This window comes from Spirillospora sp. NPDC048819, assembly GCF_040650055.1.
Classification (GTDB): Bacteria; Actinomycetota; Actinomycetes; order Streptosporangiales; family Streptosporangiaceae; genus Spirillospora.
This window is the reverse complement of record NZ_JBEZGN010000014.1, coordinates 141,693-156,038: the sequence shown is the minus strand read 5'-3', so window position 1 is coordinate 156,038 and position 14,346 is coordinate 141,693. Positions and strand designations below refer to the sequence as shown.

Below are 14,346 nucleotides of genomic sequence, written 5' to 3'. Positions count from 1 at the left end.
GATCAGTGGCCGCGGGCGATCCACTCGTCCAGGTGCGGGGCCTCCGCGCCGATCGTGGTGGAGTCGCCGTGCCCCGTCCGGACCTCGGTGGAGGCGGGCAGCGTCAGCAGCCGCTCACGGATCGAGGCGATGATCGTCGGGAAGTCGGAGAACGACCGCCCCGTCGCGCCCGGCCCGCCGTTGAACAGCGTGTCGCCGGAGAACACCGTGCCCAGGCCGGGCGCGTACAGGCACACCGCGCCGGGGCTGTGGCCGGGCGTGTGCAGGACGGTCAGATCGGTGCCCGCGACGGTGATGACCTGCCCGTCGGACAGGTCGCCGTCGGGACTCGCGTCGGGATGCCTCTGCTTCCACAGCATCAGGTCGTCCGGGTGCAGCAGCACGGGCGCGCCGGTGCGGGCCTTCAGTGCCGGGGCCGCGTCGATGTGGTCGTCGTGGCCGTGCGTGGACACGATCGCCACCAGCCGCCTCCCGCCGAGCGCCCCGGCGATCGCGCCGGCGTCGTGCGCGGCGTCGATGACGATCGCCTCGCTGTCGTCGCCGACGATCCAGACGTTGTTGTCGACGTCCCAGGTGCCGCCGTCCAGGGAGAACGTCCCCGACGTCACGACGTGGTCGATCCGCGCCGCCATCAGAGGATCACCACCGAGCGCAGCACGTCGCCGTGGTGCATCTTCTCGAACGCCGCCTCGACGCCGTCCAGCTCGATCGTCTCGGACACGAACGCGTCCAGGTCCAGGCGGCCCTGCAGGTACAGGTCGATGAGCATCGGGAAGTCCCGTGAGGGCAGGCAGTCGCCGTACCAGGACGACTTCAGCGACCCGCCGCGCCCGAACACGTCCAGCAGCGGCAGCTCCAGCCTCATCTCCGGCGTCGGCACCCCCACCAGCACGACGGTTCCGGCGAGGTCGCGGGCGTAGAACGCCTGCTCGTAGGTCTCCGGGCGGCCGACCGCGTCGATGACGACGTCCGCGCCGTTCCCGCCGGTCAGCTCCCGGACCGTCTCGACGACGTCCGCGTCCTTGCCGTTCACGGTGTGCGTCGCGCCGAGCGAGGACGCCGTGGTCAGCTTCCGCTCGTCCAGGTCCACCGCGATGATCTTGGCGGCGCCGGCCAGCCGCGCCCCGAGCACCGCCGCCGCGCCGACGCCGCCGCAGCCGATGACCGCGACCGAGTCGCCGCGCCCGACCCCGCCGGTGTTGATCGCCGCGCCGAGGCCCGCCATGACCCCGCACCCCAGCAGCCCCGCCACCGCCGGCTTGGCCGCCGGGTCGACCTTCGTGCACTGCCCCGCCGCGACCAGCGTCTTGTCGGCGAACGCGCCGATGCCCAGCGCGGGCGACAGCTCCGTGCCGTCCTCAAGGGTCATCTTCTGCGCGGCGTTGTGCGTGTCGAAGCAGTACCAGGGACGCCCCCGCAGGCACGCCCGGCACTGCCCGCACACCGCCCGCCAGTTCAGGATCACGAAGTCGCCGGGCTCGACCTCGGTCACCCCGTCGCCGACCGACTCGACCACCCCGGCGGCCTCGTGCCCGAGCAGGAACGGGAACTCGTCGTTGATCCCGCCCTCGCGGTAGTGCAGGTCGGTGTGGCACACCCCGCACGCCTGGACGTCGACGACCGCCTCCCCGGGCCCGGGGTCGGGAACGGTGATCGTCTCGATCCGCACCGGCTGCCCCTTGCCCGGTGCGATGACCCCGCGTACCTGCTGCGCCATGCTGCCGCCTCTCCTGATCTGGATCTTCCTCCGACCCTATATACCTTCCCGGGCGGCCTCCCCGGCCGCTTCCGCCGTCCGGAACACGGGAGTGGGCACGGTAGTGGGTACGGGGCCGCGTGCCGCGGGCGCCGCGTGGCGGGGGTCAGGTGAAGTGGATGGCCTGGAGTTTGTCGGCGGCGTCGCGGTCGAGGACCGTGACGCCGGCGGCGGGCGGCAGGGGGTCGCCGCCGCGGGCGCGGGCGATGAGGGGACGCCAGCGGCGGCAGTGGCGGGCGAACGTGATGGACGTGACGACGCGGCCGCGGGCGAACTGCCCGGCGCGGGCCGTTTCGGGGTCGACGTCGATGAGGATCAGGTGCAGGTGGTTGCCGCGGTGGTGCGCCATCCACGCGAAGAAGCGCAGGATGTGCGGCCAGGTGCCCCGGGTGTGCGCGACGACGCCGTGCCCGGCGATGATGGCGCGGCCGATCCGCCACACGTGGGTGGCGTGGACGAGCGGGGTGCGCAGCCGCAGGGGCAGCGGGCGCAGGGACCGCGCCCACCAGTTGCGGGACTGGCCCGAGTCGATGATGAGGACGTCGCCGGCGGGCACCGGCGCCGTCTCGTCACCGTCGAGCCCGTACAGGCGGTTCAGCAGTGTGCTCTTGCCGGCCCCCGGAAGGCCGGCGACGAGCACGAGGGAGCCCGCCGGGTAACGCAGCGAGGGTCCCGGGTCCACCTGGTGGAGTTCGCGGATTGTCTGTCTCCTGGTCTCGGCCCGAAGTGTGGTTGAAGCAACGAACACCCACCACCGCTTGTTCCGGCCGAGGGGCCGGGATCACCAGCCGCGGGACCGCCATTCGGGGAGCGCGGGACGCTCGCGGCCCAGTGTCGAGTCCTTGCCGTGGCCCGGGTAGAACCAGGTGGCGTCCGGGAGACGGTCGAAGACGCGTTCCTCGACGTCGGAGAGCAGTTGCTTGAAGCGGGTCGGGTCGCCCCAGGTGTTGCCGACGCCGCCGGGGAACAGGCTGTCGCCGGTGAACAGGTGCGGGCGGTCCGTCAGTTCGCCGCCCGCTTCGTACAGTAGCGCGATCGAACCGGGCGTGTGGCCGCGTAGGTGGATGACGTCCAGGGAAGCGCGCCCCACCCGGACGGTGTCGCCGTGCTCGACGGGCTCGGCGACCGGTTCGGGCAGCGGCTCGGCGTCGCGGGAATGCGCGACGACCGGGGCGCCGGTGGCGCGGGCCACCTCGCTCAGCGCCATCCAGTGGTCCTGGTGGCGGTGCGTGGTGACGATGCGGGCCAGGGGCCCGTCGCCGATCAGCTCCAGCAGCCGGGACGCCTCGTTGGCCGCGTCGATGAGCAGCTGCTCGCCGGTGGCGGTGCAGCGCAGGATGTAGGCGTTGTTGTCGTAGGGGCCCACCGCCACCTTCGTGACCGTCAGGCCTGGCAGCTCCCGGACGTCGGGACGGCCGCCGGTCTCGACGTTTCCCGTGTAGGTCATGCGTCCTCCCGTCGATGGTGCGAAGCCCCATCCTCCATCATCGGCGCCCCGGTTCCGCGCCGCCCCGGCCGCCTGATGGAAATGAGTCGCCAGACGCAGCCGAACCGTGCGCCGGCGGACGGAAACATCCGTCTTGCCAGCGCATCATGGGTACTGGAAGATCAGGATCTACGCGGGAGGACGGTGAACCTTGGTAACCGCATTCCGTCCCGGACCGGACAGGGAGAAGCCCGAGGACCTGCTCGGGCACGCCTGCACGCTGGTCCGGCTGTGCGGCCGGGACTCCGCCATCGCCGCGGTGTTCCTCGCCCTCGTGCTGGTCGGGACCGTGTCCCGGCTGGCGGCCGGCATGCCCGGCCTCACCGCGCTGGCGCTGCTGCCCGTGCTGGCCGGATCGTTCGCGATCTCGGCCGCGTACGCGGTCCGGTCGCGCCGGACGCTGGTGTCGGTGCTCGCCGGGGTCCGCGGCAGGACCGGCTCGCCCATCGACCCCGGGGTCCCGTGGACGCCGTTCGGTTCGGCGACCGCGCTGGACGACCGGATCCGCGACGTGGAGCTCCGGCGGCTGCTGTCGGCGGCGCACCGCTGCGGAGAACTGTCCTGGCAGGCCGTCGCCTGGGCGGCGGCGACCTCGGTGCTGTTCCTGTTCTGGACGCTGGCGGCGGCGATGACTGGAGGCTGACCCCCTTGATCGACCACGACGTCCGGCCGGGCAGCTTCTGGGAGCGGCTGGCCCCCTCCGACCGGCAGGCCCTGCGCGCCATGGGCCGGCGCACCGACATCCCGCCTGGCGGGATGCTGTGCCACCAGGGCTCGGTCGCGCCGGCCGTGTACGTGGTGTTCAAGGCGTCCCCCCGCGCGGCGAGCAACGCGGTGGCCAAGGAGTTCGTGGACTCCAGCGAGGGCGACGAGTCGATCATCGATCTGTTCGGGGCGGGCGACCTGGTCGGCGTCCTCGGCCCGTGGGGGCATCCGCAGCGCGGCACCGTCGCCGCGCTGGACCACGTCGCGGCGCTGCGGGTGGACCGCCGCAAGTTCCGCAGCCTGCTGGCGGCCAGCCCGCAGGTCGCCGAGGCGATGATGCACGCGATCTCCCAGACCGTCACGTTCGGCGGCCGCCGGCACGCGGTGCGGGCGGCCGACCATCCTCAGCGGCTCGCCTACCATCTGCTGGAGCTCGCCCACCGGTTCGGCGAGCCCGTCGCCGGGCAGGGGACGCGGATCCCGCTGAAGCTCAGCCAGGCGGAGCTGGCGAACTGGGCGGGCATCTCGCGCGAGACCCTGGTGCGGTGGTTCCGGCTGTGGCGGAGCAAGGGGATCCTCGACAGCAGGCCGCGACCGCTGACCGTCCTGGACACCGAGCGCCTGCGCCGGGCCGCCAGCCCGTGGGGGGACGAGTGGCCGGACCCGGACCGGGAGGCGCCGCCGCGTCCCGAACCCGACGGGGACGCCGTGATCGCGGCGCGTGAGCCGGTGCGCCTGGAGGGCGGCGGGCCGCCCCAGGTCCGGCTGCCCGCCGACAACCCGTTCTTCGCCGGCCGGACGGTCAGCCTCGGCAAGCTGGACCTGCTGGTCGGCCAGTCCGAGTGGCCGCGCGCCGTGATCGTCCAGGGGATGGCGGGCGTCGGCAAGACGACGCTGGCGCTGCACTGGGCGCACCGGGTCGTCGACCGGTTCCCCGACGGCGTCCTGTTCGCCGATCTGCGCGGCACGCGGCGCAGCCCCGTCACGCCGGCGGAGGCGATGGGGCAGGTGCTCCGCGCGGCCGGCGTGCCCGGCGACCAGCTTCCGCGCACCGAGGGGGAACTGGCCGCGCAGTGCCGGTCGATGCTGGCCGACCGGCGGATGCTGCTGATCCTCGACAACGCGTCCCGGCCCGAGCAGATCAGGCCGCTGCTGGCGGCGGCGACGTCCGGGCTGGTGATCGTGACGAGCCGGCGGCGGCTGCCCGCGCTGCTCGAAGACGCCGACGTCCGGACGCTGGAGCTGCGCGAGATGGCCTCGCAGGAGGCGGTGGACCTCATCTCGAATGTGCTCGGGCCGGGGGACGCGCGCGTCCGCGACGAGCGCAAGGCGGTCGTGCGGCTGGCCCGCGAGTGCGGGCACCTGCCGCTGGCGCTCGGCGTCATGGCCGGGCGGCTGCTGGAGAACCCCGGCGAGTCCGTCGCCGCGACCGTCCGGGAACTCACGGCGCGCGACGCCGAGGACGCGCCGCCGCCGTACGGGCCGGGCCTGACGGGCGCGGGGCTGGGCGACGGCGCGGCGCACGGCGCGTCCGGGCCGGGGCTGCAGGCCGTCATGAGCCCGACGTTCGACGTCGCCTACCGCAGCCTGCGCCACGACCAGCGGAAGGCGTTCCGCAGGCTCGGCCTCGTCGCCGGCCACGACTTCACCCCGACCGCCCTCGCCGCGCTCCAGGACCGGACCGTGGAAGAGGCGCGCGAGTGCCTGGAGGGCCTGCGGCAGGCGTACCTGGTGCAGGACGTCGGGCCCGGCCGCTACCGGATGCACGACCTGCTGCGCGACTTCGCCCGGGAGCGGGGGCTGCGGGAGGATTCCGACGGGGAGCAGTTGGCGGCGCAGCGGCGGCTGCTGGCCGGCTACCTCGCCGAGGCGCGCAGGGCGGGAGCGGTGCTGACGGGACGGCCCCGTCCCACCGTGCACCCCGCCGAGACGCCGAGCCGCCCGGCCACCGCCTCCGAACGCGCGGTCGGGCTCGGCTGGTTCGAGTCCGAGCGGCGCAACCTCGTCGCCGCCGTCCACCAGGCGGCCCGGCTCGGCCTGCACCGGACGTGCTGGGAACTCGCCGACGCGCTCTTCGACTTCCAGGAGTTCCGGCGCTACAGCGAGGACAACATCGCCGTCCACCAGGTGGCGCTGCACGCGGCCCGCACCGAGGAGGACTGGGCGGCGGCGGCCGTCATGCTGCACAACCTGGCGATGGCGCACTTCGAGCTGGGCGACTCCGTCCAGGCCATCGGGTACGGGGAGGACGCGCGGCGCGGATTCCGGGCCGTCGACCCGCCCGACCGGTACGGGGAGGCCGTCACGCTCGCCACCCTCGCGGACGTGCACGTGGCATTGGGCCGCTACCTGACGGCGATCGAGCACGCGCACCGCTCTCTGGACATCCACGGGGAACTGCGGGACGAGGGCGTCGACGGCGGAGTCGACGGGGGAGTCGCCAAAGGGCACGACACCCTCGCCCGCGCTCTCCTGGGCCTCGCCGAATACGAGCAGGCGCTGGAACACGCCGCCCAGGCGCTGGGCATACGGCGCCGCACAGGCGACCAGCCGGGCGTGGCGGAGACCCTGCTCAGCATCGCGCAGGTTCACCGGCGTCAGGGGAACTTCCACGAGGCGGTGTCGCACGCACTGGAGGCCCTGTACATCCGGCAGGAACTGGCCGACATGTACGGCGCCGCCCAGGCACTGACGGAGCTGGCGCGCATGAACGCCACGCTCGGCCTTCGCGACATGGCACAGCAGGACGCCGAACAAGCCCTGCGGACGTACCGCGCCCTGGGCGCGCGCCACGGGGAGGCGCGCGCGCTCACCACACTCGGCAGGCTGATGTGCGACGCCACCAAGTTCGCCGAGGCGTTCACCTACTGCGGGCAGGCGCTGCGCCTGCACCGTGACACCAGCGACCGGCACGGCGAGGCCGAGACGCTCGCGCAGATCGGGATCGTCCATTCGCGGCTCGGCCGGTACCGGGAGGCGCGCGAGCATCTCCTGCGGGCCCTGGAGATCCGCCGCGAGATCGGCGACCAGCACGGCGAAGCCCACGACCTGGAGAACCTCACGGTCGTCATGCGCCGCCTCGGCCGCCACCAGGAGGCGTTCGTCCTCGGCCTGGAGGCCCTCGACCTGTGGCACCAGCTCGGCGCGCAGGGCGGCATGGCGGGCACGCTCGGCAGCCTGGCCCGCACCTACTCCCAGCTCGGCCTGCCCGGGGACGCCGAGCGCGCCGCGCGCCAGGCCCTGGAGATCCGCAGGTCGGGCGGCGACTGGTACGGCCTCGGCGTCGGGATGGACACCCTCGCCGCCGTGCTGCGCCGCGCCGGCCGGCCGGAGGAGGCACTGGAACGCGAACTCGAGGCGCTGCGGGTCCTCGGCGAGGTCGGCGACCGGCACAGCGAGGGCACCGCCCTCGTCCACCTCGCCGCCATCCACCTCGACCTCGGCCGCGCCGACGAGGCCCTGGACACCGGGCGCCGCGCCCACGACCTGGCCGCCGAACTCGGCGACACCCGCGCGCAGTCGTCGGCGCTGCACTCCATGGCCCGCGCCTCCCAGCTGCTCGGCGAGCACGCCCACGCGGTGGAGCACGTCAACGCCGAGATCGGCATCCGCCGCGACATGGACGACCAGCGGGGCCTGCGGCGCGCGCTGGAGCTGCTGCGCGACTCCCATCTGGCCCTCGGCGACCAGGCCGCGGCGGCCGACTGCGTCCGCCGCGTCCGCGCCCTGGACAACTGGCTCGAATCGGACGGATCACCCGACATGTGACCTCGACAGGTGACAAGGATCGCTCGACATGTGGCATAGGACGTAGTCCATCGGCGCAGCGCCGCGTTCACTGGACCACAAGGCGACGGATCATGAAATGAACGATCATGAGACACCGTGCCCCGGCCCGGGTTCGGCGGAGGAGGCGAGATGGAGACCGCACCGTTCTGGGACGCGCTGCCCGAACGCGCCCGCGAGGCGCTGCGGGAGGCGGGCGCCCCGGTGGTGATCCGGCCGGGCGCCTTCCTGATGCGCGAGCACACCCGCGCGTCCCAGGTCTTCGTCCTGCGCGCCGGGGCGGTGAAGGTCTGGGTCGACCGGGACGGCGAGATCGCCATCCTCGACGTCCTCGGCCCCGGCGACCTCGTCGGCGAGCTGGAGGCGGTGGACGGCGGCGTCCGGCACGCCAACGTCGAGGCGCTGACCCGCGTGGAGGCGTTCGTGCTGCCCGCGGCGCGCTTCCGCGCCGTCCTCGACGGCCACCCCGGCTCGGCCTGGGCCGTCGCCGCCGTCCTCGCCGAGCGGCTGCGCGACTCCAACGAGCTGCGCGTCGCCCACTTCCCCGACGACCCCGAACGGCGCCTCGCGAGCCGGCTGCTGCGCCTGGTGTCGCGTTTCGGCTCCCCCGTCAAGGAGGAGCGGCCGGACGGCGTCACCGAGGGATCGGACGAGGTGACCGGGGACGGCGGCGTCCAGGTTCGGATCCCGGTCACCCAGCAGGACCTCGGACGCTGGGCGGGCATGGGCCGCCGGAAGGTCGCGCAGATCCTCGCCGCCGAGCCCGTTCGCGGCGGCCTCACCGTCGCCCGCAACGCGATCGTCGTCCGCTCCGTCGACGCCCTGCACCGCCTGGCGGGCCACGACGCGGACTGACCGGAGGAACATGACACCGCACCGCGCCGGCCTCACGTTTCGTCGCGGTGTCTCGTCGAACGGGTGAGGGCCGATGCGACCAAGGGAGGCGTCGACACCATGACCGACCGATCCGAGCCGGAACGGGACCGGCCCGACCCGAGCCTGAGCGCGATCATGAGCGAGCGGCGCCGGCTGATCAATCTCGCGTACCGCCTGCTCGGCTCATTGGCCGAGGCCGAGGACGTCGTGCAGGAGACATACGCCCGCTGGTACTCCATGTCCCGGGAAAGGCAGGAGGCCATCGAATCGCCCGGCGCCTGGCTGACGAAGGTCGCCGGCCGTATCTGCCTCGACCAGCTCGGCTCGGCGCGGGCCCGGCGGGAGCGCTACGTCGGCGAATGGATCCCGGAGCCGCTGCCCGGACGGACGGAGTGGGTCGGCGGGCGGACGGGCGGCGCCCCCGCCGACCCGGCCGACCGGGTCACCCTCGACGAGTCGGTCAGCATGGCCTTCCTCGTCGTCCTCGAATCGATGACGCCGGCCGAGCGCGTGGCGTTCGTTCTGCACGACGTCTTCCGCTACCCGTTCGCCGAGGTGGCCGAGATCGTCGGCCGCACGCCGGCGGCCTGCCGCCAGCTGGCCTCGTCGGCCCGCCGCCGCATCCGCGCGGTGCAGGCTCCCGCCGCTCCCACGGCCCGGCAGGCCGGCATCGTCAGAGACTTCAAGCGGGCATGGGAGACCAAGGACATCGGCGCCCTCATCGGGCTCCTCGACCCCGACGCCACGGCGACCGCCGACGGCGGCGGTCTCGTCAGCGCCGAGCTCCTTCCGATCGAGGGCGCCGAGCGGGTCGCGCGCGCGTTCGCCGACGTCTCCGACAAGGCTCCGGGCCTGACGATCCTGGAGCGTACGGTCAACGGCCAGCCCGGACTGGCGGCCCAGCTCGACGGCGTCACCGTCGTGGTGGTGGCGTTCGACGTCGCGGACGACCGGATCAGGCACATCTGGGCGGTGCGGAACCCAGAGAAACTCCGGCCCTGGAGGACGGGCTGACGCGCGTCCGCGTCTTGGGCCCGTTAGAAACCCGCGGGCCGGTGCGGCCAGGGCGGCGGCACCGGAAGCCGTCCGTCCGGGCGGACGCTCACACCGGCACCGTCCGTGCGGCCGCTCAGCCAGCCGAGCAGCGCCCGCCCGGACCCGGACGCCTCCGGGCCGCCCGGCGCCCACCCGAGGGAGGCGGACTCGCCGGAGTCCGTCGCGGTGATCCGGAGCCCGGCGAGCTCGCCGCGGAGCTTCTCCGGGAGCGCGGCCATGTCCGCCAGCGTGCCGGCCAGCGACCATCGGACGTAGGGCTCGGGCCAGTCGGCGGGCCCGTACCCGGCGGCGAGGTCGACGTGGTGCGCCTCCACCTCGTTCCAGCGGCGGTACACGGTGTACCAGGCCGGGTGCGACCAGCCCCCCATCGCCTTCACGGGAGCGTTCCAGACCTCGTCGGGCAGCGTCCTCGCCTGCTCGGCGAACCGCGCGCCCGTCGCGCGGACGTCCTCGATCAGCTCGTCCCGACCGCGTCCGGCGCCCTCGTCCAGTGCCGCGTTGCGGGCGTCCAGGCTCGGGTACTGCGGGATCTCCACCCCCGTCCGCGCCCCTTCGAGCAGATTCCACAGGGAGTCGGCATTGCGGGCGATATGGGTGGCCACATGCCCGCGACTCCACCCGGGCAGCGCCGACGCGGCGCGCAGATCCTGGTCGCCGAGCTTCGACAATGTCCGGGCGATGCGCTCCACGCCCGAATCCAGCTCATCGATCACTTCTCGCCAGTCCATTGCGCGCCTCCTAGACCGAAAGAGCCTTCATCCTTTCGCACCGACCCTCCCCATGCCACACAATGGCGATCATGGAACTTCCGATCTGCGTGACCTGCGGCGTCCAGTACGCCGGGCCCCGCCCCGACTGCCCGATCTGCGAGGACGAGCGCCAGTACGTCGGCTGGGACGGCCAGAAATGGACCACCCTGGAGGAACTGCGCGCCGACCACCGGGGCCGGGTCGCCGAGGAGGGCCCCGGCGTCGTCGGCATCGGCACCGAGCCGTCCACCGCCATCGGCCAGCGCGCCCTGCTGCTGCGCGCCCCGTCCGGCAACGTCCTCTGGGACATGGTCACCCACATCGACGACGACCTGATCCGCCAGGTGAACGACCTGGGCGGCGTCTCCGCGATCGCGATCAGCCACCCGCACTTCTACGGCTCCATGATCGAGTGGGCGCACGCGTTCGACGCCCCCGTCTACATCCACGAGGCCGACCGCCGCTGGGTGGCCCGCCCGGACGACGCGGTGGTCTTCTGGTCCGGCGACACTCACGAGCTGGCCGACGGACTCACTCTCATCAATGCGGGCGTGCACTTCGACGGCGGCCAGGTCCTGCACTGGCGGGACGCCCGCGCGATGTTCTCCGGCGACATCCTCCAGGTCGTCAACGACCGCGACTGGGTCAGCTTCATGTACAGCTACCCGAACCTCATCCCGGAGCGCCCCCGCACGGTCCGCCGCGCCCTGCGCCTTTTGGAGCCCTACGAGTTCGACCGCGTCTACGGCGCCTGGTGGAAGAAGATCGTCTACACCGACGGCAAGAACGCCGTCCGCCGCTCCGCCGACCGCTACCTCTCGTATGCCCTGGACGACGAGTGACCCGAGCCGATGCCCCATTTCCGGGAGGCCCCCCGCGTGGGTGTTCTGGTGGCGGGGGGTGTTCGAACACGTGTACGGTGCGGTAGTGCCGTCCGGACCCTCCGGGAGCGGGCGGGGAACGTCATGAAATGCGGCGGCGGCCGCCGCCGTTGATGGACTCGGGGGATTCTGTCGTACCCCCTGGCTAGCCTTGAGACCGACCTGTCTCTCCCTATCGCCGCGCCCAGAAGAGGAACCGGAAGAACGCCGTGCATGACCGACTCATCGTGCGTGGAGCACGCGAGCACAACCTGAAGGACGTCTCGCTCGACCTCCCGCGGGACTCCATGATCGTGTTCACCGGTCTGTCGGGCTCCGGGAAGTCCAGCCTGGCGTTCGACACGATCTTCGCGGAGGGGCAGCGGCGGTACGTCGAGTCGCTGTCGGCCTACGCCCGCCAGTTCCTCGGGCAGATGGACAAGCCCGACGTCGACTTCATCGAGGGCCTGTCCCCGGCGGTGTCGATCGACCAGAAGTCGACCAGCAAGAACCCGCGGTCGACGGTCGGGACGATCACCGAGGTGTACGACTACCTGCGGCTGCTGTACGCGCGGATCGGGCACCCGCACTGCCCCGAGTGCGGCCGGCCGATCAGCCGGCAGGCGCCGCAGCAGATCGTCGACCGGGTGCTGGAGCTGGAGCAGGGCACCCGGTTCCAGGTGCTCGCACCGGTGATCCGCGGGCGCAAGGGCGAGTACCTGGAGCTGTTCCGCGAGCTGCAGTCCAAGGGGTACTCCCGGGCGATCGTGGACGGGCAGATGATCCGCCTGGACGAGCCGCCCAAGCTGAAGAAGCAGGAGAAGCACGACATCGCGATCGTGGTCGACCGGCTCTCGGTGAAGGACACCGCGCGCCAGCGGCTCGCCGACTCGGTGGAGACGGCGCTGGGCCTGGCCGGCGGCACGATCGTCCTCGACTTCGTCGACCTGCCCGAAGGCGACGAGAACCGCACCCGGATGTACTCCGAGCACCTCTACTGCCCCTACGACGACCTGTCGTTCGAGGAGCTGGAGCCGCGGTCGTTCTCGTTCAACTCGCCCTACGGCGCCTGCCCCGACTGCACCGGCCTCGGCACGCGCATGGAGGTCGACCCGGAGCTCGTCGTCCCCGACGAGGAGCTGACGCTCGGCGAGGGCGCGATCCAGCCCTGGTCGAACGGGCACGTGAGCGACTACTTCCTGCGCCTGCTGTCCGCGCTCGGCGACGCGATGGGCTTCGACCTCAACACGCCGTGGGAGAAGCTGCCCGCCAAAGCGCGCAAGGCGATCCTGAACGGGCACGAGACCCAGGTCCACGTGCGCTACAAGAACCGGTACGGCCGGACGAGGTCGTACTACACCGCCTACGAGGGCGTGATCCCCTACATCCAGCGGCGGCACGCCGAGTCCGAGAGCGACACCAGCCGCGAGAAGTTCGAGGGCTACATGCGGGAGATCCCGTGCCCGACGTGCGAGGGCGCCCGGCTCAAGCCGGTCGTGCTCGCCGTCACCATGGGCGGGATGTCGATCGCCGAGGTCGCCTCGATGCCGATCGGCGAGGCCGCGAAGTTCCTGCTGGCGATGGAGCTGAGCGAGCGGGAGACGCACATCGCCGAACGCGTCCTCAAGGAGATCAACGCCCGGCTCGGGTTCCTGCTGGACGTCGGCCTCGACTACCTGACCCTCGACCGCGGGTCGGCGACCCTCGCCGGCGGCGAGGCGCAGCGCATCCGGCTGGCCACGCAGATCGGCTCCGGGCTCGTCGGCGTCCTGTACGTGCTGGACGAGCCGTCCATCGGCCTGCACCAGCGCGACAACCACCGGCTGCTGGAGACGCTGCTCCGGCTGCGCGACATGGGCAACACCCTGATCGTCGTCGAGCACGACGAGGACACCATCGCCGCCGCCGACTGGATCGTCGACATCGGTCCCCGCGCCGGCGAGCACGGCGGCGAGATCGTCGTGTCCGGCACCATCGAGGACCTGAAGAAGTCCGACCGCTCCCTGACCGGCGCCTACCTCGACGGGCGCCGCGAGATCGCCGTCCCGCAGATCCGCCGCCCCCGCACGCGGGGCCGCGAGGTCACCGTGAAGGGCGCACAGCAGAACAACCTCCGCGACGTGGACGTGTCGTTCCCGCTCGGCGTCCTCACCGCCGTGACCGGTGTGTCCGGTTCGGGCAAGTCGACGCTGGTCAACGACATCCTGTACAGCTCGCTGGCCAAGAAGCTGAACGGCGCCAGGCTCGTCCCCGGCAAGCACAAGCGCGTCAACGGCGTCGACCAGCTCGACAAGGTCGTGCACGTCGACCAGTCGCCGATCGGGCGCACGCCGCGCTCCAACCCGGCCACCTACACCGGCGTGTTCGACCACATCCGCAAGCTGTTCGCGCAGACGACGGAGGCGAAGGTCCGCGGCTACCAGCCGGGCCGGTTCTCCTTCAACGTCAAGGGCGGCCGCTGCGAGAACTGCTCCGGCGACGGCACCATCAAGATCGAGATGAACTTCCTGCCGGACGTCTACGTCCCGTGCGAGGTCTGCCACGGCGCCCGCTACAACCGGGAGACCCTGGAGGTCCACTACAAGGGCAAGACGATCTCCGAGGTGCTCGACATGCCGATCGAGCAGGCCACCGAGTTCTTCGAGCCGATCAGGGCGATCCACCGGCATCTGAAGACGCTCAACGACGTCGGCCTCGGCTACGTCCGGCTCGGCCAGCCCGCCCCCACCCTGTCCGGCGGCGAGGCGCAGCGCGTCAAGCTGGCGTCCGAGCTGCAGAAGCGCTCCACCGGACGCACCATCTACGTGCTGGACGAGCCGACCACCGGCCTGCACTTCGAGGACATCCGCAAACTCCTCGGCGTCCTGAACGGCCTTGTCGACAAGGGCAACACGGTGATCATCATCGAGCACAACCTGGACGTCATCAAGACCGCCGACTGGATCATCGACATGGGCCCCGAGGGCGGCTCCCGCGGCGGCACCATCGTCGCCACCGGCACCCCCGAGGACGTCGCCGAGGTCGACGCCAGCCACACCGGCCAGTTCCTCGCGAAGATCCTCACGTGAGGTT

Annotated in this window: 11 protein-coding genes; 6 read left to right on the top strand and 5 right to left on the bottom strand. The window is 72.3% G+C overall.

Annotated elements, in window-relative coordinates; genetic code table 11:
• Positions 1–2: 2 nt before the first annotated feature.
• From AB0C35_RS20660 to AB0C35_RS20645, 4 genes are all read right to left on the bottom strand, one after another.
• Positions 3–635 (bottom strand): MBL fold metallo-hydrolase, encoded by a 633-nt coding sequence (locus AB0C35_RS20660; RefSeq protein WP_358458178.1) that lies wholly within the window; start codon positions 633–635, stop codon positions 3–5.
• Positions 632–1,717 (bottom strand): S-(hydroxymethyl)mycothiol dehydrogenase, encoded by a 1,086-nt coding sequence (locus AB0C35_RS20655; protein WP_358458118.1) that lies wholly within the window; start codon positions 1,715–1,717, stop codon positions 632–634. The genes AB0C35_RS20660 and AB0C35_RS20655 overlap by 4 nt, the downstream gene beginning before the upstream one ends.
• Before the next feature lie 145 nt (positions 1,718–1,862).
• Positions 1,863–2,438, bottom strand: coding sequence for an ATP-binding protein (locus AB0C35_RS20650; RefSeq protein ID WP_358458116.1), 576 nt, complete (start codon positions 2,436–2,438; stop codon positions 1,863–1,865).
• Between the two features lie 99 nt (positions 2,439–2,537).
• A complete protein-coding gene (locus AB0C35_RS20645) occupies positions 2,538–3,203 on the bottom strand; it encodes an MBL fold metallo-hydrolase (RefSeq protein WP_358458114.1) in 666 nt (221 codons plus the stop codon).
• Between the two features lie 190 nt (positions 3,204–3,393).
• Between AB0C35_RS20645 and AB0C35_RS20640 the strand changes: the two genes are divergently transcribed.
• The 4 genes from AB0C35_RS20640 to sigJ all read left to right on the top strand — a co-directional run bounded on the left by AB0C35_RS20640 (position 3,394) and on the right by sigJ (position 9,623).
• Positions 3,394–3,885 carry a hypothetical protein gene (locus tag AB0C35_RS20640; RefSeq protein ID WP_358458113.1) on the top strand — a complete coding sequence of 164 codons (492 nt, stop codon included), beginning with the start codon at positions 3,394–3,396 and terminating at the stop codon, positions 3,883–3,885.
• 5 nt (positions 3,886–3,890) lie between these two features.
• A complete protein-coding gene (locus AB0C35_RS20635) occupies positions 3,891–7,715 on the top strand; it encodes a tetratricopeptide repeat protein (RefSeq protein WP_358458111.1) in 3,825 nt (1,274 codons plus the stop codon).
• Positions 7,716–7,865: 150 nt separating this feature from the next.
• On the top strand, positions 7,866–8,588 hold the full coding sequence (locus AB0C35_RS20630) for a Crp/Fnr family transcriptional regulator (protein ID WP_358458109.1): 723 nt from the start codon (positions 7,866–7,868) through the stop codon (positions 8,586–8,588).
• Positions 8,589–8,687: 99 nt separating this feature from the next.
• Positions 8,688–9,623, top strand: a complete 936-nt coding sequence (gene sigJ, locus AB0C35_RS20625; protein WP_358458107.1) for an RNA polymerase sigma factor SigJ — start codon at positions 8,688–8,690, stop codon at positions 9,621–9,623.
• Positions 9,624–9,646: 23 nt separating this feature from the next.
• On the opposite strand, the gene AB0C35_RS20620 is transcribed toward sigJ, so the two are convergent.
• Positions 9,647–10,393, bottom strand: coding sequence for a maleylpyruvate isomerase family mycothiol-dependent enzyme (locus tag AB0C35_RS20620; RefSeq protein WP_358458105.1), 747 nt, complete (start codon positions 10,391–10,393; stop codon positions 9,647–9,649).
• A gap of 71 nt (positions 10,394–10,464) precedes the next feature.
• Here AB0C35_RS20620 and AB0C35_RS20615 point away from each other — a divergent pair, with 71 nt between their 5' ends.
• The gene (locus AB0C35_RS20615; protein ID WP_358458103.1) at positions 10,465–11,256 is read left to right on the top strand and encodes an MBL fold metallo-hydrolase; all 792 of its coding nucleotides are present in this window, start codon (positions 10,465–10,467) and stop codon (positions 11,254–11,256) included.
• Between the two features lie 248 nt (positions 11,257–11,504).
• Positions 11,505–14,342, top strand: a complete 2,838-nt coding sequence (gene uvrA, locus AB0C35_RS20610) for an excinuclease ABC subunit UvrA (protein ID WP_358458102.1) — start codon at positions 11,505–11,507, stop codon at positions 14,340–14,342.
• Positions 14,343–14,346: the final 4 nt, after the last annotated feature.